This window comes from Mesorhizobium sp. L-2-11, assembly GCF_016756595.1.
Taxonomy (GTDB): Bacteria; Pseudomonadota; Alphaproteobacteria; order Rhizobiales; family Rhizobiaceae; genus Mesorhizobium.
The window spans coordinates 1,553,558-1,574,070 of sequence record NZ_AP023257.1 but is presented as its reverse complement, the minus strand read 5'-3'; the positions used below and the strand labels follow the sequence as shown (position 1 = coordinate 1,574,070).

The window sequence follows — 20,513 nt, the reverse complement described above, 5'->3', positions numbered from 1 at the left end:
GGGCGCGTCCGCCCGTTATCTTCAATGCGGTCGTTTACGCCGCCCGGGCGGCTTGTGGGCGGGCCTGCTTGCCCAGATCGTTGCGGTTGGTCGGGCCGGCGGCGCGGATCTTTTCGCGCAGCCGGACCGGCTCGACCACGCCATTGGCGACGGTCACGTCGATCAAATTGACGTCGACCACTTCATTGTTGGCAGAGGCCGTGGCGCCGATCGCCTCCAGCCGGTCTTCAGCTGCCTTGTCATGGGCGACGTCGGCATGGTCGATGGTCTCGGCCCAGCCGCCATTGGCGTACCAGACGGCTTCGCCGTCGGTCAGGCGGTTTGCGGTCAGAACTTTCATCGTTCAGCTCCTTCGGCGGCTGTTTGGTCCGCGCCTTCATGCCTGTGTGCCGCGAGCGGCTCGGAACGTTCAAAGTTGGCGCCGGCGACCGCATCACCGATGACCGTCATGACCGGGCCGGTAAGGTCGGCGCGGCCCTCTAGCGATGGCAGGTCGGCGAGCGTGCCGTGGAAACGGCGTCGGTTGGCAAGGCTGGCATTCTCGACCACGGCGACCGCCGTATCCGGCGACAGGCCCGCCTCGATCAGCCGGCCGGCAACCTCGGCCGCGACCGAGCGGCCCATATAGACGGCGACCGTGGCGCCGGAAATGGCGAGCTTGGCCCAGTCGGGCAGCGAATTTCCCTTGAGGTCGTGGCCGGTGGTGAACACCATCGACGACGACACGCCGCGCAGCGTCAGCGGCAGCTCGAAATCGGCGGCGGCGGCGAAGGCCGCGGTGACGCCCGGAACCACCTCATAGGCGATGCCGGCATCGCGCAGCGCTGCCATTTCCTCGCCCGCCCGCCCGAACACCAGCGGATCACCGGATTTCAGCCGCACAACGCGCTTGCCATCGCGGCCGAGTTCGATCAGCAGCGCGTTGATTTCGGCCTGGCTCTTGGTGTGGCAGCCCTTGCGTTTGCCCACCGGCAGACGCTCGGCGTCGCGACGGCCCATGGCGACGATCGCCTCCGGCACCAGCGCATCATGGACGATGACATCGGCTTCCATCAGCAGGCGGTGGGCGCGCAGCGTCAGCAGGTCTTCGGCGCCTGGACCCGCGCCAACCAGGGCGATATGACCAGATGCCGGCGCGTTCGAAAGCAACAGGTCGACGGCGGCATCATGCGCCTGCGAAACCTGGCCAGCCGCCATGGCGCGGGCCGGCGCCCCGCCGAAAAACTCGCCCCAGAAGCGGCGGCGGGCATTGCCTTTCGGCAACAATCTTTCAGCGGTGCCGCGCAACGAGGCAGCAAGCGAAGCAAGCGGCCCGAGCGACGGCGACAGCATGCGGTCGATGCGGCTGCGCAGCATCTGGGCAAGCACCGGTCCGGCCCCTTCCGTGCCGATGGCAATGGCGACCGGCGCGCGGTTGACCAGCGCCGGGGTGAAGAAATCGCATAGCTCCGGCCGATCGACGGCATTGACCGGAATGCCCAGCCGGCGCGCATCCTCGGCAACGCGGCGGTCGAGCGCCTCGTTGCCGCTGGCAGCAAACACCATCACCGCGCCTTCGAGATGCGCGGCCTCATAGGCGGCAGCGATGTGGACGGCGCCGTTCGCGGCGATGAAGGCCAGCAACTCGTGGTCCGGGGCATCGGTTATGATACGCAAGACGGCGCTCGACTGGCCGATCAGCCGCGCCTTGGCCAGAGCCTCCTCGCCGCCGCCGACGACGGCCACGGCTTCGCCCTCGACCCGCATGAAGACGGGAAAGGCGTTGAGCTTGGCAGGGGCCTGCGGCATGGCGAGTGGAATCCTGAATACGCTGTCGGTTTTACGCGCGAGCGCGAAAAAGCAGAAGGAACGCACTCGCGCATCGCTTCGTGCGATGCAATCGCTTTTCCGCAAGCACCAGAGGCAGGAGAAAAAAATTCTACACCCACGAGTGGAGCGGATCCAAGCCGCTGTTGCGAGCCTGATCTGCCGCCGTTCTAGCGACAAGCGAACTATATTACAAAACACTTTTTTCTAAATTCTACCAATCTTGTAGATTAAAGCCGAGATGCGCTGAACACCGTTATCCCCGTTGGTTGGCTTGCTCGCCGGTCTTGTCGTCACCGGAACATTCCTGCCTCGGCGCGCGTTTGCCCTGCGAATCCGAGCCTGGCTGTCGAGCTGCGGCAATGGCTCCAGAGACGGGCCTAGAACACCATGAAAAACAGAAAAAGGAGCGCTCCGGTGAACAACCTCAAGTTGAAACGCGGACTGTGGGTCGTGGTCGCCGACGGCGAGAAGGCGCTGTTCCTCGAGAACCGCGGTGGCACCCAATATCCCGACCTTCAGGTTGTGCAGGAGATGGAACAGGAAAATCCGGCGACGCGAGAGCAAGGTTCGGACCGCCCCGGTCGCTACAGCGACGGCCCGTCCGTCCACCGCAGCGCAGTCGAGGACACTGACTGGCATCGCCTCGGCAAGGAGCGTTTCGCCGACGAAGTTGCCGAGCGTCTGTACAAGCTCGCGCATCGCGGCGCCTTCAAGGAGATGGTGCTGATCGCGCCGCCGCAGGTACTGGGTGACATGCGTCGAAAACTGCACAAGGAAGTTGCCGAGAAAATCACAGTGGAAATTCCCAAGACGCTGACCAACCACACCATCGACGACATCGAAAACCTGCTGGAGCGCGCCTGATCAGCCCAAGCCTGCGCCGCCCCTCACCCTTACCCTCTCCCTCTCCCCATGAAGAACGGGATGAAGAACGGGGAGAGGAGTCGCAGCGTTGCGGTCAAGCCCTTCTCCCGTCGTTCACGGGGAGAAAGTCCCGGCAGGGGAATGAGGGGCAGCGTCAACGATCGATCAAAAGCTCACACGTGCTGGCCGCCATTGATGTGGATTTCCGAACCCGTCACATAGGACGCCTGCTGTGAGCACAGGAAGAAAATGATGTCGGCGACTTCCGCCGTGGTGCCCAGCCGCCGCAGCGGAATCGTCTCGACGATCTTTTCAGTGCCCGGTGACAGGATCGCCGTGTCGATCTCGCCGGGTGCGATGGCGTTGACGCGGATGCCGTGCGGGCCGAAATCATGGGCCATTTCGCGCGTCAGCGAGCCGAGCGCCGCCTTCGACGTCGCATAGGCGGTGCCGGCGAAGGGATGCACGCGGGTGCCGGCGATCGAGGTGACGTTGACGATCGAGCCCTTGGCCGACGCCAATTCCCTGAACAATCCCCGCGCCAGCATGATCGGCGCGAAGAAATTGACCTGGAACACGTCGCGCCAGACATGCATCGGCGTGTCGATCGAATTCATGCGGCTGTTACCGTCCTTGAGCTTCGGCGAGATACCGGCATTGTTGACCAGCGCATGGAGCTGGCCGCCATGCGCCTCCAGCCGATGGCGGATCTCCGAGATCGCGATGCCGACATCCTCCTGGTCGGCGAGATCGACCTTGATATGGTCCTCCGGACCGGCCGGCCACGGGCAGTCGTCGGCAAAGGCCTGGCGCGAGCAGGTGATGACGCGCCAGCCTTCGCGCGAAAAGCGCTTGACCGTGGCGTGGCCGATGCCGCGGCTGGCGCCGGTCAGCACGATGGTCTTTCTGGTATCGGTCTCGGCCATTCACGATCTCTCTTTAACCCGCAGATGTAGCGGAACACGGCAGCGATGACGAGGGGTCAGCCGCCGGTGAGGATGTCGAGGATCGAGGTCTGCCGCTTCTTGACCGGGCCGCCGACATCGCCAGGCGGCACCGGACGCCTGATCGATGCGGTGTTGCCGCCACCGCCCGGCATGCCGAAGCCGCCGGCGTCGACCGTTTCGGCGGGACGCGCGGCGCGAGCCGGCGCCGGCGTCCTGGTGGAGGCAGCCGGCGCGGATTGGCCGACCGAAGCGGACGGCACCGGCGCCGGTTGCGCGGTGTTGGGTGGTAATTCGTCCTGCACGATCGTATCGGCAGGCGTCGACCGCCATGTTCCAGGCAGCGGCCGCACCGGCACGCCTTCGTGCGCGGCGACCATGAACTCGTGCCAGGCCTGTGCCGGCAGCGCGCCGCCGGTGACTTTCTTCATCGGACCGCCATCGTCATTGCCGAACCAGACCCCGGTGGTGAGATTGGCGGTATAGCCGATGAACCAGGCGTCGCGCGAATTCTGGCTGGTGCCGGTCTTGCCGGCGGCCGGCCAGGCAAAAGCCGCCTTCCTGGCAGTGCCGATTTCGACGGTGCCGGTCATCATCGAATTCATCATGCCGACGATCTCGGGCTTGATGACGCGCGGGGCGCCGCCGCCATTGTTGTCGTAGAGCACCTTGCCGCCGGCTGTCGTCACGCGGCGGATGAAATGCACCTCCGGCCGGTAGCCGCCATTGGCGAAGGGGACGTAGGCCGACGTCAGTTCCAGCGGCGTCACTTCAGAGGTGCCGAGCGCGATCGAGGTGTTGGCCGTGAGGTCGGACCCGACACCCATGCGATGCGCCGCCTCGACGACCGCGTCAGGCCCGACTTCCATGGTCAGCTGGGCGGCCACCGAGTTCAGCGACTTCGCCAGCGCCGTCGCCAGCGTCACCTTGCCGAAATACTTGCCGCCGTAATTGGTTGGCGTCCATTTGCCTATTTTGATCGGCGCGTCATTGCGTACGCTGTCGGGTGTGCGGCCGGCTTCCAGCGCCGCCATGTAAACAAAGGGCTTGAAGGCCGAGCCAGGCTGGCGGCGCGCCTCCGAGGCGCGGTCGAACTGGCTGGTCGAGTAATCATAGCCGCCGACCATGGCGCGTACGGCGCCGGAATTGTCGATCGACACCAGAACGCCCTGGCTGGCATTGAGCTTCTTGCCGCTGCCGTCGATCAGCCGGCGGATCGATTGCTCGGCGAGCTTCTGCAGCGTCAGGTCGACGGTGGTGTCGACGATGATGTCGCCGCGCACATCGCCGATCAGCTCGGGCAGTTCTTCCACGATGGCGTCGGCGACGTAGTTTTCCGAGCCCGTCCAGTAGGATGCTACCCGCGACGCCGGCGCGCTCATCGCCGTGGTCAGTTCCTTGGCGCTGATCTTGCCTTCGTCGCGCATGGCGGCGAGAACGAGCTGCGAGCGCCGCTCGGCGGCCTTCGGGTCACGCGCCGGAGACAGTCGCGACGGCGCTTTCAGCAGGCCGGCGAGGAGTGCGGCTTCGGGCAGCGTGACGTCGCGCGCGCTCTTGCCGAAATAGCGGCGCGAGGCCGCTTCGACACCATAGGCGCCGGAGCCGAAATAGACCCGGTTGAGATACATTTCGAGGATCTGGTCCTTGCTGTGCTTGTGCTCGAGCCACAGCGCCAGAAGCACTTCCTGCACCTTGCGTTCCAGCGTGCGATCGGGCGTCAGGAACAGGTTTTTCGCCAATTGCTGGGTCAGCGTCGAGCCGCCCTGCGAAAAACGCCCGCCGACAACGTTGGCCACCATGGCTCTCGACAGACCGATCGGGTCGATGCCCAAATGCGAATAGAAGCGGCGATCTTCGATGGCGATGACGGCCTCGGGAATATAGGTCGACATTTCATGCAGGCCGACGGCTTCGCCGCCGCTCATGCCGCGATTGGCGAGCAGTTTTCCGTCGACCGAGACGATCCTGATGTTGGGCGCGCGGTCGGGGATGGCCCAGGTGGTGGCCGCCGGCATTTTCGCGCCGTAATAGACGACGATGCCGGCGGCGGCGATGCCGCCCCAGATGGCCAGCACGAAGCACCAGTAGGCCAACCGGCCGAGCACGCCGAACAGGCCGCGCCGGCTTTTGCCGCGCCCGCGACGCGACGCTTTCGTCTTGGCCGATTGGCGCTTTGCAGAGGTGTTGCGGTTGCTCGGCACGACGCGATCCTCCTCGCTCACCGAAAAACCGGCCGAGGATTTCGCCCGCGGCGGTCCCTCGAAGCTCGGTTCGATGCGGCTGTCTCTGCGGTTCGCCATGCGCTGTGCTGTCTGTCCCGATGCCTGTCGCATCGGCCCGAAAACGGAATCGTTTTTTCGGAAAAGCCGATGCGAAGCTTCAAAGTCTTAGAGCGTGCGTCCGAACGGACGAACGGTGCTCCATGGCGTTCGGGGTGCAGAGTAGATGCGGCGATTTAAGGGCGGGTTAAGTGGTCCAAAGGTAATTCAATGCGTTACGCACGTCACCGCTGCGTTCCTTGCTTCTGGCGGTCGGCAAACAACGGAATCCCCGGCGAGACGGCGGAGCGTTCTCGCATTTCGGCATCAGCTGCCCAGCCGCAGTCGTTCGGCGCGGGACCGCCCATAGCAAGGTAGCCGCAATCTATGCTCGTCATTAGAGCGCGATCGGTAAAGTGCGTTCGATCGCGCTCTAAACCATTGGATCTACGAATGACCTTGTCACCAAAGTCACGCGCACTGGGGGATCATTCGTTAGCCAATCGCAGCACGAACGGAAAGCGCTGCCCAGGATGATCGCATCGTCTCGCCCACATGGCAGTAGCAGACAATTTCGTGGAGCTCATCGTCGCTTAATTCGAAGAAACGCTTTGCTTCGCCATAAGTGTCGTCTTTCAGCCCCTCATCGCACAGGATCGGATCCTCGAAGGCAACCGATATTGGCGAGCCGTCGCCACGCATGACGTCGCGCTCGGGTGACAAACGGTATTCGGTCCCGGTAAGTGCGGTAAGCAGTCGGTTGGGCTGCCGTTCAAGAAGTATTGACCAACGTTCGAGACGCTGGGTTCGGTCCATTGCAGGAGGTGTTGGGTCTCTGTGTACCTTTGCCACCGCATGCAGTTGGTCCAGTGTTTGGTGCCTCATGGCAACCTCCTATTAGTAGGTGGGTTGGCCCAAACTCCCTGTACCAAGATCATACCGCGGATGCGCCGATACGTCACTCTCATTGCATATCCAGCTTGGCTTCTGTCTCCGGACGCATCGAAGGATGGAGCGGCCCTGCCTTGGCGTCAATTTTCGGCCTGATGTGGGTAGGTCATCGGCACCTTTGCCGCGCCAACACAACACCCGCTCAATTCCGCTGGATCGATATTCCCTTGTCGTCGATCTTCAGTTCCACGCCCTCCGACCTGGTTTGCTCGCGATAGACATAGGCGCCGAGCGCGATGACCACGACGACGAGCGCGCCGATGACGAGATAGAGCATGTTCTGTTTCATGGCGCGCCCTTGATGTGCTTCGAAAGAATCAGGCCTGCTTCACCAGCTTGATCAGCACGAGCAGGATCACCGCGCCGATCGTGGCGTGGATGATGGCGGCAAGTATGCCACCGCCTATGGCGAAGCCTAGTCTTGGGAAGAGCCAGCCGGCGATCAAGGCGCCAACGATGCCGACGACGATATTGCCGACCAGGCCGAGGCCGAACCCCTTGACGATCAGGCCGGCGAGCCAGCCGGCGATGGCGCCGATGATGATGAAGACAAGCAGGCTCTCAGTCCCCATTGCAGATCCCTCCTGAGCGAATGGTCGCGGAGCAGAAAGCTCCGAATCGACCCCCGATTGCAACAGGTCCAACCTATTGGAAAGAAGCCGGCGCCGCCAGCGGCGTCATTCGCCGTCGTCATCGCCGGATGCGGGCCGCCAGCTGATCGGATCGATCTTTCTTTGCGTATGACCGTCCGTATAGGCCCACCAGCCGGTGTCGTTCTCGTCCCAGTCGCCGCCGGCCGCTTTCAGCCGGTCGAGCGACCTGTACTGCGCGATGGATTCGTTCATCACCCCGTCGCTGTCCTTCCAGTAGACGGTGACCTTGGAGCCATCCCTGGGCGCTGTTTCGATTGGTTTTCTGGCAGCCATTTCATCCCCTCCATGTTCCGACAAGAACGTCGAGGCGAACACCTGGTTCCACTTAGCTGTGGGCGAAGATGTCTGCCTCATCCCAGCCCATCAGGTCGAGTTTCGCACGCGTCGGCAGGAAGCGGAAGCAGGCCTCGGCCTCCTTGGTTCGGTTGTCGCGCGCCAGCCGCATCGTCAGCACATCGCGCAACTGGTGCAGATAGAGCACGTCGGAGGCTGCGTATTCGATTTGTTCGGGCGACAGCGTCTCCGCCGCCCAGTCCGACGATTGCTGCGCTTTTGACAGGCTGACGCCGAGAAGCTCAAAGCAGATGTCCTTCAGCCCGTGCCGGTCGGTGTAGGTTCGGGTCAGCCGCGAGGCGATCTTGGTGCAGAACACCGGCTCCGGCATGACGCCGAAGGCATGGTAGAGCACTGCGAGATCGAAGCGGCCGAAATGGAACAGCTTGGTTATGCTGCGGTTCCTGAGCAGGCTGACGAGGTTTGGCGCCTTCTTCTGCCCGGGCGCGATCTGGATGACGTCGGCGGAACCGTCGCCCGGCGAGATCTGCACCACGCAAAGCCGGTCGCGATGCGGGTTCAGCCCCAGCGTCTCCGTGTCGATGGCGACCGCCCCGACGTCGTAGTGCAGGAGCCCCGGCAGGTCGTTCTTGTGGAAGCGGATATCGCTCATCGTCTTCTCCGGTCGCGACTGGGCGCGCGTCGCTGTCCTCGCCGCGATCCGATGAAAAATCAACAGAAAGTTGCAGCCTCGCCCTCTCAGCGTGTCAGCGCGTCGAGAATGCGCGCCCACGAGCGCTGGCCCTTGTGGAAGGAACTCATCTCGTATTTCTCGTTCGGCGAATGGATGCGGTCATCGTCGAGCCCGAAACCGACCAGCAGGGATTCGATGCCGAGATAAGTCTGGAAATCGCCGACCACCGGGATCGAGCCGCCGCTTCCCGTGGTCACCGCCGGCTTCGGCCACTCCTCGGACAGCGCGTCCTTGGCCTTGGCGAGAAATGGCGAGTCGTAGGAAAGCTGGATCGCCGGCGAGCCGCCATGCGGGTGGAAATCGACTGAGCAGTCGGCCGGGATGCGCTCCCTGACGAAGGTCTGGAAAGCGGCGCGGATCTTTTCCGGATTCTGCTTGTGGACGAGGCGGAAAGACACTTTTGCCGAGGCTTCCGCCGCGATCACCGTCTTGAACCCTTTGCCGGTATAGCCACCTATAATGCCGTTGAACTCGGCAGTCGGCCGCGCCCAGGTGAGTTCGAGCACCGAGCGGCCGCGTTCGCCGGAAGGGATCGACAGGCCGACAGGCCCAAGGAATGTCTCTGCGGTCTCGCCGAGCGTCTGCCATGAATTCAGGATCTGCGATGGCGTCTCCTCGACACCGTCATAGAAACCGGGAATGGTGACGCGGCCGTCCTCGTCGTGGATGTCTGCCAGGATCCTGGCCAGGATGCGAATCGGATTGGCGGCAGCACCGCCATAGAGGCCGGAATGCAGGTCGCGGTCGGCGGCTTTCACCGTGACCTCCTCGCCGACCAGCCCACGCAGCGCGACGCAGATGGACGGTGTATCGCGGTCCCACATGCCGGTGTCGCAGACAAGCGCGAAGTCGGCCTTGAGTTCGGCCGCATTTGCCTCGAGGAACGGCTTCAGCGATGGCGAGCCGGACTCCTCCTCGCCCTCGAACAGGATTGTGATGCGGCACGGCAGCCCGCCATGCACCTGCTTCCAGGCGCGGCAAGCCTCGACAAAAGTCATCAGCTGCCCCTTGTCGTCGGCCGAACCACGTCCCGTGATCACCTGGCGGCCGGGCTCGATCTGCTTGACCGAAGGCGCGAACGGATCGCTGTCCCAGAGCTCGATCGGGTCGACCGGCTGCACGTCGTAATGGCCATAGAACAGGACATGCGGCGCGCCCGCCGGCCCGTCATGGTGCGCCACCACCATCGGATGGCCTGGCGTGTCTCGCACGCTGGCGTCGAAGCCGATCAGCTTGAGCTCGGCCACCAGCCATTCCGCCGCCTTGCGGCAGTCTGCGGCATAGGATCGATCGGTGGAGATCGACTTGATCCTGAGCAGGCCAAACAGGCGCTCCAGGCTCTCGTCGAGATTTTTGTCGAGGCGGTCGAGGACGGGAGAAATTCTGGACATTTTTGTCAGGCCTTTCGATTCTGAGCGGCAACCCTAAAGCTGCAAAGCGGAAACGAAAAGCCGGCGGTCGTTGGACCACGGGCAGCAAAATCCAAAAAAATGCCGCCGTGGTGGAGGGGGAACCACGGCGGCCTTTACTCGAAACGATGCGGCAGCCCGGAGAGGGGGGATAGGCTGCCGCAAATGTCCGGGATAGGCGGGGGACGGGCCTTGCTCCGGACCTCGGCGAAAAATGCCGATGGCGTTTATCTGTGTCTCCGAACGTGGCGATTCAAGGGCACGAAGATTACACTTTCGTAACATAGCCGTGATCGGATCGACATGTCAGGGATGTTGCCGGAAGCGGTGGTTGAGGCCGCCTTTGGCATGGACCACGACGCCGCGCCGCGCTATCCCTTCGTCCCATGAAAAAAGGCGATCATCTGTTCCTTGTCGACGGCTCCGGCTACATCTTCCGTGCCTATCACGCGCTACCGCCACTGACCCGCAAATCCGATGGGCTGCCGACCAGTGCCGTCCTCGGCTTCTGCAACATGGTGTGGAAGCTGACCCAGGACGCCCGCAACACCGATGTCGGCATCGTGCCGACGCATTTCGCCGTCATCTTCGACTATTCGTCGAAAACCTTCCGCAACGACCTCTACCCCGGATACAAGGCCAACCGCTCGGCACCGCCGGAAGATCTGATCCCGCAGTTCGGCCTGATCCGCCAGGCGACCAGGGCTTTCAACCTGCCCTGCATCGAGACGGAGGGCTACGAGGCCGACGACCTGATCGCCACCTTTTGCCGGCTTGCCTGCGAAGCCGGCGCCGACACCACCATCATCTCCTCCGACAAGGATCTGATGCAGCTGGTCGGCCCTTCGGTCGCCATGTACGACCCGATGAAGGACCGCCAGATCGGCGTTCCCGAGGTGATCGAGAAATGGGGCGTGCCGCCGGAAAAAATGATCGACCTGCAGGCGCTGACCGGCGATTCGGTCGACAATGTGCCGGGCGTGCCCGGCATCGGGCCGAAGACCGCGGCGCAATTGCTGGAACAGTTCGGCGACCTCGATACGCTGCTCGCCCGTGCCACCGAGATCAAGCAGGACAAGCGCCGCGAATCGATCATCGCCAATGCCGACAAGGCGCGCATCTCGCGTGAACTGGTGACGCTGAAGAACGACGTGCCGGTGAACGGCGGGCTCGATGATTTCGTGCTGCACCCGCCAGACGGACCAAGGCTGATCGGCTTCCTCAAGACGATGGAATTCTCCTCGCTGACCCGCCGCGTGGCGGAAGCGACCGGAACAGAAGCGGCTGACGTCAAACCGGTTCCCGTCATTATCGAGCGCGCCGACACCGCGCATGGTCCCGATATGGGGTTTGGCGTGCCGGCCGCCGCCGCAAGCGCGGCAGGCGCAGTGACAGACGAAGCCGGCGAAGCGGTGCCGGCCACCGTCAAGGTGGAACCCAAGCAAGGCGACACCCCTTCGCTTCTCTCGGCGCTCCGCTTGGAGGACGCCACTGTCAGCAAGATCGACGCCAGCGCCTACGTCTCCATCCGCGACCCTGAAGTGCTGAAGGCCTGGGTGGCCGAGGCGATGGAGACCGGCATCGTCGGCTTCGACACCGAAACCAGTTCAGCCGATCCGATGCAGGCCGAGCTGATCGGCCTGTCCATAGCCACTGCGCCCGGTCGCGCCGCCTATGTGCCGCTCGCCCACAAAAGTGGCAACGGCGACCTGCTCGGCGGCGGAGTGGTCGAAAACCAGATTCCGATCCGTGAGGCGCTTGCCATCCTGAAGCCGTTGCTGGAGGACAGGTCGGTTCTCAAGATCGTTCAGGAGCTGAAATACGACCTCGTCGTGATGAGCCGCCACGGCATCGATATCGCCCCCTTCGACGACACCATGCTGATTTCCTATGTGCTCGACGCGGGCACGTCCGGCGGCCACAGCATGGCGGCTCTGTCGGAAAAGTGGCTCGGCCACTCGACTTTTGCCCTCAAGGAACTGGCCGGCTCTGGAAGGAGCTTCGTCGGCTTCGACCAGGTCGACATCGACAAGGCAACGGCCTATGCCGCGGAGCACGCCGATGTGGCGCTCAGGCTCTGGCGGGTGCTGAAGCCACGGCTTGCCGCCAAGGGCCTCGTCTCGGTCTACGAGCGGCTGGAACGGCCGCTGGTGCCGGTTCTGGCAAGGATGGAGCAGCGCGGCATCTCCGTCGACCGGCAGATCCTGTCGCGGCTCTCCGGCGAGCTGGCACAGGGCGCGGCGCGGCTGGAGGACGAAATCTACCAGCTCGTCGGCGAGCGCATCAATATCGGCTCGCCAAAGCAGCTCGGCGACATCCTGTTCGGCCGGATGGGCCTGCCCGGCGGCTCCAAGACCAAGACCGGCCAATGGTCGACCTCGGCGCAGCTCCTGGAAGACCTCGCCGCAGAAGGCCACGAGCTGCCGCGCAAGATCGTCGACTGGCGCCAGCTGACCAAATTGAAATCGACCTATACCGATGCGCTGCCCGGTTTCGTCCATCCCGATACCAAGCGCGTCCACACCTCATACGCGCTTGCCGCAACGACGACGGGCCGGCTGTCGTCCTCCGATCCCAATTTGCAGAACATTCCGGTCCGCACCGTCGAGGGGCGAAAGATCCGGACGGCCTTCATCGCCGACAAGGGCAACAAGCTGGTTTCCGCCGACTACAGCCAGATCGAGCTGCGTGTGCTCGCCCATGTCGCCGAGATCCCGCAGCTCAAGCAGGCGTTTGCCGACGGCGCCGACATCCACGCCATCACCGCCTCGGAGATGTTCAACGTGCCGGTCGAGGGCATGCCCGCGGAGATACGCCGCCGCGCCAAGGCGATCAATTTCGGCATCATCTACGGCATTTCCGCCTTTGGCCTGGCCAACCAGCTGTCGATCCCGCGCGAAGAGGCCGGCGCCTATATCAAGAAATATTTCGAACGCTTCCCCGGCATCCGCGATTATATCGACGCGACCAAGGCCTATGCCCGCGAATACGGCTATGTCGAAACCATCTTCGGCCGCCGCATCCACTATCCGGAGATACGCTCGTCAAACCCGTCGGTCCGTGCCTTCAACGAGCGCGCCTCGATCAACGCCCGGCTGCAGGGCACCGCGGCCGACATCATCCGCCGCGCCATGATCCGCATGGACGAAGCGCTGGAAAAGGCGAAGCTTTCCGCCCGCATGCTGCTGCAAGTGCATGACGAACTGGTCTTCGAGACGGCCGAAGCGGAGGTCGAGGCGACGATTCCGGTCGTGCGTCATGTCATGGAGAACGCCGCGATGCCGGCGGTGTCGATGTCGGTGCCGCTGCATGTCGACGCCCGCGCCGCCGACAATTGGGAAGAGGCGCATTAGTTCGGGGCCGCTGTCGACTTCCCGTCCAGGAAGGCAGTATCTGGTCACTCCCTTCTCTCAGCTTGTGTGCGATTTTTCGGTTCAAGGTTCACGACAAGCAGCGGTGTGCTATATTTGCCCGCATGATCACCAAGACACTTGAGAATCTGGTAAAGCACGCGGAAGCTTGGCCTCGCGAAGACCAGGAGGAGCTTGCCGACTATGCCCGCGTCATCGAGGCGCGCCGAACGGGTCTGTATGCCACGTCGGAAACAGAGCGCCGCGCCGTGACAGCAGGACTCGCAGAGGCCGATCACGGCACTTTCGTAGGTGAGGATACGGTTCGCGCTGCCGACATTCGCCGCAGGCTATGAACGTTGGCAAAGAGGACAGGACAGAGGGGGCGCTTCCCTCCGGCATCCACCGTTATGTCGCGGCATAACAGGCCTTTAAGCCGCCTCGGCCAGGCATTTCGCACAGGTGCCGCGGAACTCGATCACCGCCTTCTTGGCGGCGAAGCCGGTCGAGCGTACCCATTCGTCGAGCCGGTGTCCGACATCATGGTCGGAAAATTCGGTCACCTGCCCGCATGTGTCGCAGATGGCAAAGGCGGTCATCGAATGGCTGTGGTCGTGCGGCTCGGCGCAGGCGACGAAGGAATTGAGGCTTTCGAGCCGGTGCACGAAGCCGGACTTCACCAGCGTGTCGAGCGCGCGATAGACCTGCAGCGGGGCGCGAAAACCCCGATCGCGCAGCTGGTCGAGCAATGTATAGGCGCTGAGCGGCCCGCTGGCGGCCTCGAGTTTCTCGAGCACGCACAACTGGTTCTTCGTCAGCACATTCCTTGCCGCCATGATCCTGTTTCCAACCCGTCTTGCGCCGCCCGCACGTCATTTCCGCATGCAAGCGGCTTTAATTCTCTCCAGATAGCGACGAACGGGTCTTTTTGCTACTGTTTCAATGCCTGCGCTGCCCCTCATTGCCCTGCCGGGCATTTCTCCCCGTATAATGACGGGGAGAAAGGGCTTGGCCGCAACCTTGGCACCCTTTCTGCAACGCCGGATATTGGCGAAATCCTTTGTCGAGGCGTCCTTCTCCCCGTCCCTATACGGGGAGAAGTGCCCGGCAGGGCAATGAGGGGCAGCGCCAACCTGAAGTGACTGCCCTAAGTCACTTGCGGGGCGGACCGTTGCGCTCGGCGGAGGCGGCCCACAGATTGATGTCGGCCTCGCGTGCGTAGGTGTCGATTTCGGCGAGCTCGGCATCGCTGAACTCGAGCGCCTTCAGCGCGCCGACGCAATCCTCGACCTGTTCCGGCCGGCTGGCGCCGATCAGCGCCGAGGTCACCCTGCCCTTGCGCAGCACCCAGGCCAGCGCCATCTGCGCCAGCGTCTGGCCGCGGCGGCCGGCAATCGCGTTCAGCGCCTTGATGTTGGCGATGGTCTTGTCGTTGATGAAAGCCGGCCGCAGCGACTTGCCCTGGCTGGCGCGGCTGCCGTCAGGGATGCCGCCGAGATATTTGTCGGTCAGCATGCCTTGCGCCAGCGGCGTGAACACGATCGAGCCGACGCCGAGCCCCTCCAGCGTGTCGAGCAGACCATCGTCCTCGACCCAGCGGTTGAGCATCGAATAGCTCGGCTGATGGATGACGCAAGGCGTGCCGAGCTGCTTCAATATGTCGGCGGCCTCGCGCGTGCGCTGCGAATTGTAGGAGGAGATGCCGGCGTAAAGCGCCTTGCCCGAGCGCACCGCGTGGTCGAGCGCGCCCATCGTTTCTTCCAGCGGAGTATCGGGATCGAAGCGGTGCGAATAGAAGATGTCGACATAATCGAGCCCCATCCGCTTCAGGCTCTGGTCGAGGCTGGCCAGCACATATTTGCGCCCGCCCCATTCGCCATAGGGCCCGGCCCACATTTCGTAGCCGGCCTTGGTCGAGATGATCAGCTCGTCGCGATAGGCCGAAAAATCCGTCCGCAGGATCTCGCCAAAAGCCGTCTCCGCCGAACCGGGCGGCGGGCCGTAATTGTTGGCGAGATCGAAATGCGTGATGCCGAGATCGAACGCCTTGCGCGTGATCGCCTGCTTGGTCCGGTGCGGCGTGTCGTCACCGAAATTGTGCCAGAGTCCGAGCGAGATCGCCGGCAATTTCAGGCCGGATCGCCCGCAGCGATTGTAGACCATGTTCTCGTAGCGGTTTTCGGCGGGCACATAGGGCATGGGGAGATCCTCAAATCAAAAGCGAGCCAGGCAGCTGCCACCGCGAAAAGGGTGAGTCGGCTCTGCCTCTCACCCTTAGCCTCTCCCCGTATCCATGGGGAGAGGGTTCGACGTGTCACTGAAGCCCGCACCTATTTCTTCTTCGAAGGTCCTTTCTTCTTCGCCAACAGCCCTTCCGCATCCTTGACGCCCAGTGCCGCAGGCCGTTCGCAGGTGGTCTGCATGGTAACGAACTTTCCGCTGGCGCCCGACCGCAGCATGCCGGTCATCACATCGACGGCATGCAGCGCCAGTTCCATCGAGCAGCGATGCGGCCGGCCTTCGGCGATCGCCAGCGCCATGTCGGCGAGACCGGCGGTGCGGTAGTTGGCCATCATGCCGTGCGAATGCATCTGGTTGGCCACGCCGAACGGATGCTTCCACTTTGGCAGCTTCTTGACCGGCTTGGCGCCGTTGGTGAAGCGAACGTCGCCGCCGAAGAAATTCGGATCCGGCAAAACCACCGTGCCCAACTCGCCGTAGAGTTCCATCGGCGCATGGCCGTGGCTCCACACGTCCCAGCTGGTATTGAGCGTCACCACGGCGCCGTTCTCGAACTCCATCACGCCGTGGATCGTCGTCGGCGTGGCGACCAGGACTTTTTCGCCCGCGCGTGGCTTCGAGCTGATGGTACGCTCTGTCGAGGGGATGGAAGCGAACGCCGCCACCTGCTTCACCGGCCCGATCAGCTGGATCAGGTTGGTGATGTAATAGGGTCCGATGTCGAGCACCGGACCAGCGCCAGGCTGGAAGAAGAAGTCCGGATTGGGGTGCCAATGCTCCATCCCATGGTTCATCACGTGGCATGTGCCGCTGGTGATCTTGCCGAGCTTGCCTGTGTCGATCAGGTTGCGGACAAGCTGGTGCGCGCCACCGAGGAAAGTGTCGGGCGCCGAGCCGATGCGCAGCCCATCCCTCTCCGCCAGCTTCTTCAGGTCGAGCCCTTCCTTGACCGACAGCACGAATGGCTTTTCCGAATAGACATGCTTGCCAGCATCGAGGATCTGTTTCGACACCTCATAGTGCACCGCCGGAACGGTGAGGTTGACGATGATGTCGATGTCGCCGGCCTTGAGCAGTCCTTCGACTGTCTCGGCGCGCAGCTTGAACTCCTTCGCCCGCGCCTTGGCTGCATCCATGTCGATATCCGCGCAGGCGCGCATCTCGATGCCGCGAAACAGCGGCGCCAGTGAAAAATACGCCTTCGAGATGTTGCCGCAGCCGATGACGCCGACCCCAAGTTTTTTTGCCATGCTGGTCTGCTCCTAATAGGTCTTGGCGGCGGCGATCGAGCGGCGGGCGAAGCGCTCGATATCGTTGGGGTTGTCGTGTTCCACGACGTAGTATTTGCCGGCGCTCTCGGCGCGCAGCGCCTGGATCAGACCGGCCCAGTCGATCGTGCCGTGGCCGACATCCGACCAGCCGTCCTCATCGACGCCCTCGCCGGGCTTGGCGATGTCCTTGACATGGACGGCGGCGATGCGTTTGCCATGCTTCTCGATCCAGGACAGCGGATCGTCGCCGCCGCGCACCACCCAGGCGACGTCCATCTCCCAGCCGATGTCGGGCGCTGCCGCCAGGATATGGTCCTGCGGCACCGAGCCGTCGGCAAGCTTCTTGAACTCGAAATCATGGTTGTGCCAGGCAAAGCCGTAGCCGGCCTTTTCAGCCGTCTCGCCGACCTTGGCCAGGCGTTCGCCGAAGCCGCGCCAGCCGGCCGTGTCGGTCGGCCTGCTCTCGGCGACCAGATAGGGGCAGATGAGCAGCGTGATGCCGAGCGCGTCGGCGATTTTGCGCACGCCGTCGAAATCATTCTCGAGCGCATCGATCGAGAAATGGCCGGTCGGCATGGCCAGCCCGTTCTTGTCGAGTTCGGCACGAAACGCCTTGGGGTCGTCATAGACGCCGCCGAACCCTTCGACTTGCGTGTAGCCGAGTTCGCCCAGCATCTTGAGCACCCCTGCCCAAGGCTGGAAGTTGCGCGCGCTGTAAAGTTGGAATGACCAATTCATCGTCTCTGTCCGTTCCCTGGGGATGGATGTGTTTGGAGGGTGAAAATTTCGGGGGGTGTTACAGGCGGTTGCCGGTTGCAGCGTCGAACAGCGAAGCGCGCATCGGGTCAAAACCAATGCTCACCGTGTCGGCGGTGTTTGGCGTGCGCTCGGATGTCACCCGCACGGTGAAATTCTGATTTGCGAGCTTCAGCCAGACCAGCGTGTCGGAACCCATGGGTTCGACGACCACGACATTTGCCGTGGCTGTGAACGGCCATCCGGAGCCGCTGTTGAAGGCGACATGCTCGGGCCGGATACCGAACACCGCCGCTCCCGGCACCGGCTCCCTTTCGAAAGCGTAGGTGGCAAGCGGGATCCGGACTTCCTCGGCGACGAAGTGCCAGTTGCCATCGTTTTTCTCCAGCCGGCCGTCGAGGAAATTCATCGCCGGCGAGCCGAGGAAGCCGGCGACGAAACGGTTGACCGGGCGATTGTAGATGGTCTGCGGTGCGTCGAGCTGCTGGATGACGCCGCCCTTCATCACCGCGATGCGGTCGGCCAGCGTCATCGCCTCGATCTGGTCGTGGGTGACATAGATCATGGTGTTCTGCAGCTTGCTGTGCAGCAGTTTTATCTCGACGCGCAATTCGGCGCGCAGCTTGGCGTCGAGATTGGAAAGCGGCTCGTCGAACAGGAAGACGTCGACGTCGCGCACCAGCGCCCGCCCGATCGCCACACGCTGGCGCTGGCCGCCCGAAAGCGCCGACGGCTTGCGTTGCAGCAATGGCTCGATCTGCAGGATCTCGGCGGCCCGCGCGATGCGCCTGGCGATCTCGTCCCTGGGGATGCCGGCGACGCGCAGCCCGAAGGACAGGTTCTTCTCCACCGTCATCTGCGGGTAGAGCGCATAGGACTGGAACACCATGCCGATGCCACGGTCCTTGGGCTCCTCCCAGGTGACGTTCTTGCCCTTGATGAAGATGCGGCCGTCCGAAACGTCGAGCAGGCCGGCGATGCAGTTGAGCAAGGTCGACTTGCCGCAACCGGACGGCCCCAGCAGCACGATGAACTCGCCCTCGGCGACATCGATGTTAAGCGTTTCCAGCACCGAAATCGCGCCGAAATTCAGCGACAGATCCTGGATCGAAACGCTGGGATTTTCGAGTCTTGTCATCATCATCCTTTCACCGCGCCGGCGGCGATGCCACGCACGAAAAGCTTGCCGGAAACGAAGTAGACGACGAGCGGTACCAGGCCGGTCAGGATGGTGGCGGCCATGTTGACGTTGTATTCCTTCACGCCTTGCACCGAATTGACGATATTGTTGAGCTGCACCGTCATCGGATAGGTGTCGGGGCGGGTGTAGACGACGCCGAACAGGAAGTCGTTCCAGATGCCGGTCACCTGCAGGATGATGGCGACGACGAAGATCGGCAGCGACATCGGCAGCATGATGCGGAAATAGATGCCCCAGAAGCCGGCGCCGTCGACGCGAGCCGCCCGGAACAGTTCCTCCGGCATGGAAGAGAAATAGTTGCGGAACAACAATGTCAGGATCGGCATGCCGAAAATGGAATGGACGATCACCAGGCCGCTCAGGCTGCCGTAGAGGCCGATCTCGCGCAGGATGATGACGATCGGATAGATCATCACCTGATAGGGGATGAAGGCGCCGACGATCAGGATGACGAAGAACGTATCGGCGCCCTTGAAGCGCCAGTTGGCTAGCGCGTAGCCGTTCACCGATGCAATGGCGATCGACAGGACGACCGACGGGACGGTGATGCGCACCGAGTTCCAGAAGCCGCGCGAGAGCCCGTCGCAGTTGAGGCCGGTGCAGGCGCTGGACCAGGCCTTTACCCAAGGCTCGAAGGTGATCTCGAGCGGCGGCGAGAAGATGTTGCCGAGGCGTATCTCCGGCATGCCCTTCAGCGATGTCACCACCATCACATAGAGCGGCAGCAGATAATACAGCGCCACCACGATGAGCGTGCCATAGAGGAAGATGTTGCGGCGCGAGAACACATGCCGCGGCTTCGGCCCTCGCGGCCCGGATGCCTCAAGCCCGATAGAGCCCGTAGCGGCAGGCAGGGGAACGGCAAGGTCAGCCACGCTTCTTGCCTCCGAATTCGAGATAGGCCCAGGGAACGATGACGACCACCACCGACAGCAGCATCATGGTCGAGGCAGCAAAACCCTGGCCGAGGTTCTGGGCGAAGAACATGTAGTCATAGACATATTTGGCCGGCACTTCGGAGGCGATGCCGGGACCGCCGCTGGTCTGGGCGACGACCAGGTCATAAACCTTGACGATGCCGGCGGCGATGATGACCAGCGAGGTGATGAAGACCGGTCGCATCATCGGGATGATGATGAACAGATAGGTTTTCAGGGTGGGTATCCCATCCACCCGAGCGGCCTTCCAGATATCCTCGTCGATGCCGCGCAGGCCCGCCAGCATCAGGCACATGATCAGCCCGGTGCCTTGCCACAGCGCAGCGATCAGGATGCCGTAGATGACGATGTCGGAATTGTAGAGCGGATCGAAGCTGAAGCTTTCCCAGCCGAGGTCGCGCACTACCCCCTGGATTCCGAACTCCGGGTTGAGCAGCCACTGCCAGACAAGACCGGTGACGATGAAGGACAGCGCGAAGGGGTAGAGGAAGATGGTGCGGAACGTATCCTCGAAGCGGATCTTCTGGTCGAGCAGCGCCGCCAGCAGGAAGCCGATGACCAGAGAGAACACCAGCGACAGCACACCGTAGACCAGCAGGTTCTCGATCGAGACCAGCCAACGCGGCGTCGACCACAGTCGATAATACTGGTCGAGCCCGACGAAATTCAGCCGCGGCAGCAGTTTTGAATTGGTGAAGGAATAGAGCACCGTCCACGCGCTGCCGCCGACGAAGATCACCAGTGCGGTGAGGACCATCGGAATAGAGGCGACCTTGGCGTTAAGGTTGCGGAAGAGTTGGTTGGGGCGTTCGCACTTGCTCATCTGCACAGCCGGGCTGGA

Annotated in this window: 20 protein-coding genes; 3 read left to right on the top strand and 17 right to left on the bottom strand. The window is 63.0% G+C overall.

The features are described from left to right. Positions 1 to 34: 34 nt before the first annotated feature. A complete protein-coding gene (locus JG739_RS07580) occupies positions 35 to 340 on the bottom strand; it encodes a DUF2849 domain-containing protein (RefSeq protein ID WP_202365931.1) in 306 nt (101 codons plus the stop codon). Further along, positions 337 to 1,788, bottom strand: a complete 1,452-nt coding sequence (gene cysG / locus JG739_RS07575; RefSeq protein ID WP_202365930.1) for a siroheme synthase CysG — start codon at positions 1,786 to 1,788, stop codon at positions 337 to 339. Before cysG ends, JG739_RS07580 begins: the two co-directional genes overlap by 4 nt. Before the next feature lie 435 nt (positions 1,789 to 2,223). Here cysG and JG739_RS07570 point away from each other — a divergent pair, with 435 nt between their 5' ends. Then, complete coding sequence (locus JG739_RS07570) at positions 2,224 to 2,673, top strand: baeRF12 domain-containing protein (RefSeq protein WP_202365929.1); 450 nt, start codon at positions 2,224 to 2,226, stop codon at positions 2,671 to 2,673. Positions 2,674 to 2,846: 173 nt separating this feature from the next. On the opposite strand, the gene JG739_RS07565 is transcribed toward JG739_RS07570, so the two are convergent. The 8 genes from JG739_RS07565 to JG739_RS07530 form a co-directional block, all read right to left on the bottom strand. Continuing rightward, complete coding sequence (locus JG739_RS07565; protein ID WP_065010150.1) at positions 2,847 to 3,599, bottom strand: SDR family NAD(P)-dependent oxidoreductase; 753 nt, start codon at positions 3,597 to 3,599, stop codon at positions 2,847 to 2,849. Between the two features lie 56 nt (positions 3,600 to 3,655). Next, positions 3,656 to 5,917, bottom strand: coding sequence for a transglycosylase domain-containing protein (locus tag JG739_RS07560; protein WP_202365928.1), 2,262 nt, complete (start codon positions 5,915 to 5,917; stop codon positions 3,656 to 3,658). A 453-nt stretch (positions 5,918 to 6,370) separates the two neighbouring features. Then, positions 6,371 to 6,760: a hypothetical protein gene (locus JG739_RS07555; RefSeq protein WP_202365927.1), complete on the bottom strand. Its 390-nt coding sequence runs from the start codon at positions 6,758 to 6,760 to the stop codon at positions 6,371 to 6,373. Positions 6,761 to 6,968: 208 nt separating this feature from the next. Beyond that, positions 6,969 to 7,115 carry a hypothetical protein gene (locus tag JG739_RS07550; protein WP_202365926.1) on the bottom strand — a complete coding sequence of 49 codons (147 nt, stop codon included), beginning with the start codon at positions 7,113 to 7,115 and terminating at the stop codon, positions 6,969 to 6,971. 28 nt (positions 7,116 to 7,143) lie between these two features. Next, positions 7,144 to 7,398: a GlsB/YeaQ/YmgE family stress response membrane protein gene (locus JG739_RS07545; protein WP_202365925.1), complete on the bottom strand. Its 255-nt coding sequence runs from the start codon at positions 7,396 to 7,398 to the stop codon at positions 7,144 to 7,146. A 105-nt stretch (positions 7,399 to 7,503) separates the two neighbouring features. After that, a complete protein-coding gene (locus JG739_RS07540; protein WP_077381062.1) occupies positions 7,504 to 7,752 on the bottom strand; it encodes a hypothetical protein in 249 nt (82 codons plus the stop codon). 52 nt (positions 7,753 to 7,804) lie between these two features. Next, entirely contained in the window at positions 7,805 to 8,425 is a 621-nt protein-coding gene (locus tag JG739_RS07535; protein WP_202365924.1) for a ribonuclease D, read from the bottom strand. Positions 8,426 to 8,511: 86 nt separating this feature from the next. Continuing rightward, complete coding sequence (locus JG739_RS07530) at positions 8,512 to 9,897, bottom strand: M20/M25/M40 family metallo-hydrolase (protein WP_202365923.1); 1,386 nt, start codon at positions 9,895 to 9,897, stop codon at positions 8,512 to 8,514. A 404-nt stretch (positions 9,898 to 10,301) separates the two neighbouring features. Here JG739_RS07530 and polA point away from each other — a divergent pair, with 404 nt between their 5' ends. Together polA and JG739_RS07520 are read left to right on the top strand one after the other, a co-directional pair. After that, positions 10,302 to 13,268, top strand: coding sequence for a DNA polymerase I (gene polA, locus JG739_RS07525; protein ID WP_202365922.1), 2,967 nt, complete (start codon positions 10,302 to 10,304; stop codon positions 13,266 to 13,268). 122 nt (positions 13,269 to 13,390) lie between these two features. Beyond that, complete coding sequence (locus tag JG739_RS07520; protein WP_202365921.1) at positions 13,391 to 13,621, top strand: hypothetical protein; 231 nt, start codon at positions 13,391 to 13,393, stop codon at positions 13,619 to 13,621. A gap of 75 nt (positions 13,622 to 13,696) precedes the next feature. Here the strand turns inward: JG739_RS07520 and JG739_RS07515 are convergent, their stop codons facing one another. From JG739_RS07515 to JG739_RS07485, 7 genes are all read right to left on the bottom strand, one after another. Beyond that, entirely contained in the window at positions 13,697 to 14,101 is a 405-nt protein-coding gene (locus JG739_RS07515) for a Fur family transcriptional regulator (protein ID WP_202365920.1), read from the bottom strand. A gap of 316 nt (positions 14,102 to 14,417) precedes the next feature. After that, positions 14,418 to 15,464 carry an L-glyceraldehyde 3-phosphate reductase gene (gene mgrA, locus JG739_RS07510; protein ID WP_202365919.1) on the bottom strand — a complete coding sequence of 349 codons (1,047 nt, stop codon included), beginning with the start codon at positions 15,462 to 15,464 and terminating at the stop codon, positions 14,418 to 14,420. A gap of 131 nt (positions 15,465 to 15,595) precedes the next feature. Then, positions 15,596 to 16,756, bottom strand: a complete 1,161-nt coding sequence (locus tag JG739_RS07505) for a Gfo/Idh/MocA family protein (RefSeq protein WP_202365918.1) — start codon at positions 16,754 to 16,756, stop codon at positions 15,596 to 15,598. Positions 16,757 to 16,768: 12 nt separating this feature from the next. Continuing rightward, complete coding sequence (locus JG739_RS07500; protein ID WP_202365917.1) at positions 16,769 to 17,515, bottom strand: sugar phosphate isomerase/epimerase family protein; 747 nt, start codon at positions 17,513 to 17,515, stop codon at positions 16,769 to 16,771. 58 nt (positions 17,516 to 17,573) lie between these two features. Then, the gene (locus tag JG739_RS07495; protein ID WP_202367371.1) at positions 17,574 to 18,671 is read right to left on the bottom strand and encodes an ABC transporter ATP-binding protein; all 1,098 of its coding nucleotides are present in this window, start codon (positions 18,669 to 18,671) and stop codon (positions 17,574 to 17,576) included. A 2-nt stretch (positions 18,672 to 18,673) separates the two neighbouring features. Then, positions 18,674 to 19,609, bottom strand: a complete 936-nt coding sequence (locus JG739_RS07490) for a carbohydrate ABC transporter permease (RefSeq protein ID WP_202365916.1) — start codon at positions 19,607 to 19,609, stop codon at positions 18,674 to 18,676. Further along, a complete protein-coding gene (locus JG739_RS07485) occupies positions 19,602 to 20,495 on the bottom strand; it encodes a carbohydrate ABC transporter permease (protein ID WP_202365915.1) in 894 nt (297 codons plus the stop codon). Before JG739_RS07485 ends, JG739_RS07490 begins: the two co-directional genes overlap by 8 nt. Between the last annotated feature and the right edge of the window lie 18 nt (positions 20,496 to 20,513).

Coding starts and splice junctions, on each gene's coding strand:
- JG739_RS07580 (WP_202365931.1), bottom strand. CDS start 340: ATGAAAGTTCTGACCGCAAACCGCCTGACCGACGGCGAAGCCGTCTGG.
- cysG (WP_202365930.1), bottom strand. CDS start 1,788: ATGCCGCAGGCCCCTGCCAAGCTCAACGCCTTTCCCGTCTTCATGCGG.
- JG739_RS07565 (WP_065010150.1), bottom strand. CDS start 3,599: ATGGCCGAGACCGATACCAGAAAGACCATCGTGCTGACCGGCGCCAGC.
- JG739_RS07560 (WP_202365928.1), bottom strand. CDS start 5,917: ATGGCGAACCGCAGAGACAGCCGCATCGAACCGAGCTTCGAGGGACCG.
- JG739_RS07555 (WP_202365927.1), bottom strand. CDS start 6,760: ATGAGGCACCAAACACTGGACCAACTGCATGCGGTGGCAAAGGTACAC.
- JG739_RS07550 (WP_202365926.1), bottom strand. CDS start 7,115: ATGAAACAGAACATGCTCTATCTCGTCATCGGCGCGCTCGTCGTCGTG.
- JG739_RS07545 (WP_202365925.1), bottom strand. CDS start 7,398: ATGGGGACTGAGAGCCTGCTTGTCTTCATCATCATCGGCGCCATCGCC.
- JG739_RS07540 (WP_077381062.1), bottom strand. CDS start 7,752: ATGGCTGCCAGAAAACCAATCGAAACAGCGCCCAGGGATGGCTCCAAG.
- JG739_RS07535 (WP_202365924.1), bottom strand. CDS start 8,425: ATGAGCGATATCCGCTTCCACAAGAACGACCTGCCGGGGCTCCTGCAC.
- JG739_RS07530 (WP_202365923.1), bottom strand. CDS start 9,897: ATGTCCAGAATTTCTCCCGTCCTCGACCGCCTCGACAAAAATCTCGAC.
- polA (WP_202365922.1), top strand. CDS start 10,302: ATGAAAAAAGGCGATCATCTGTTCCTTGTCGACGGCTCCGGCTACATC.
- JG739_RS07520 (WP_202365921.1), top strand. CDS start 13,391: ATGATCACCAAGACACTTGAGAATCTGGTAAAGCACGCGGAAGCTTGG.
- JG739_RS07515 (WP_202365920.1), bottom strand. CDS start 14,101: ATGGCGGCAAGGAATGTGCTGACGAAGAACCAGTTGTGCGTGCTCGAG.
- mgrA (WP_202365919.1), bottom strand. CDS start 15,464: ATGCCCTATGTGCCCGCCGAAAACCGCTACGAGAACATGGTCTACAAT.
- JG739_RS07505 (WP_202365918.1), bottom strand. CDS start 16,756: ATGGCAAAAAAACTTGGGGTCGGCGTCATCGGCTGCGGCAACATCTCG.
- JG739_RS07500 (WP_202365917.1), bottom strand. CDS start 17,515: ATGAATTGGTCATTCCAACTTTACAGCGCGCGCAACTTCCAGCCTTGG.
- JG739_RS07495 (WP_202367371.1), bottom strand. CDS start 18,671: ATGACAAGACTCGAAAATCCCAGCGTTTCGATCCAGGATCTGTCGCTG.
- JG739_RS07485 (WP_202365915.1), bottom strand. CDS start 20,495: ATGAGCAAGTGCGAACGCCCCAACCAACTCTTCCGCAACCTTAACGCC.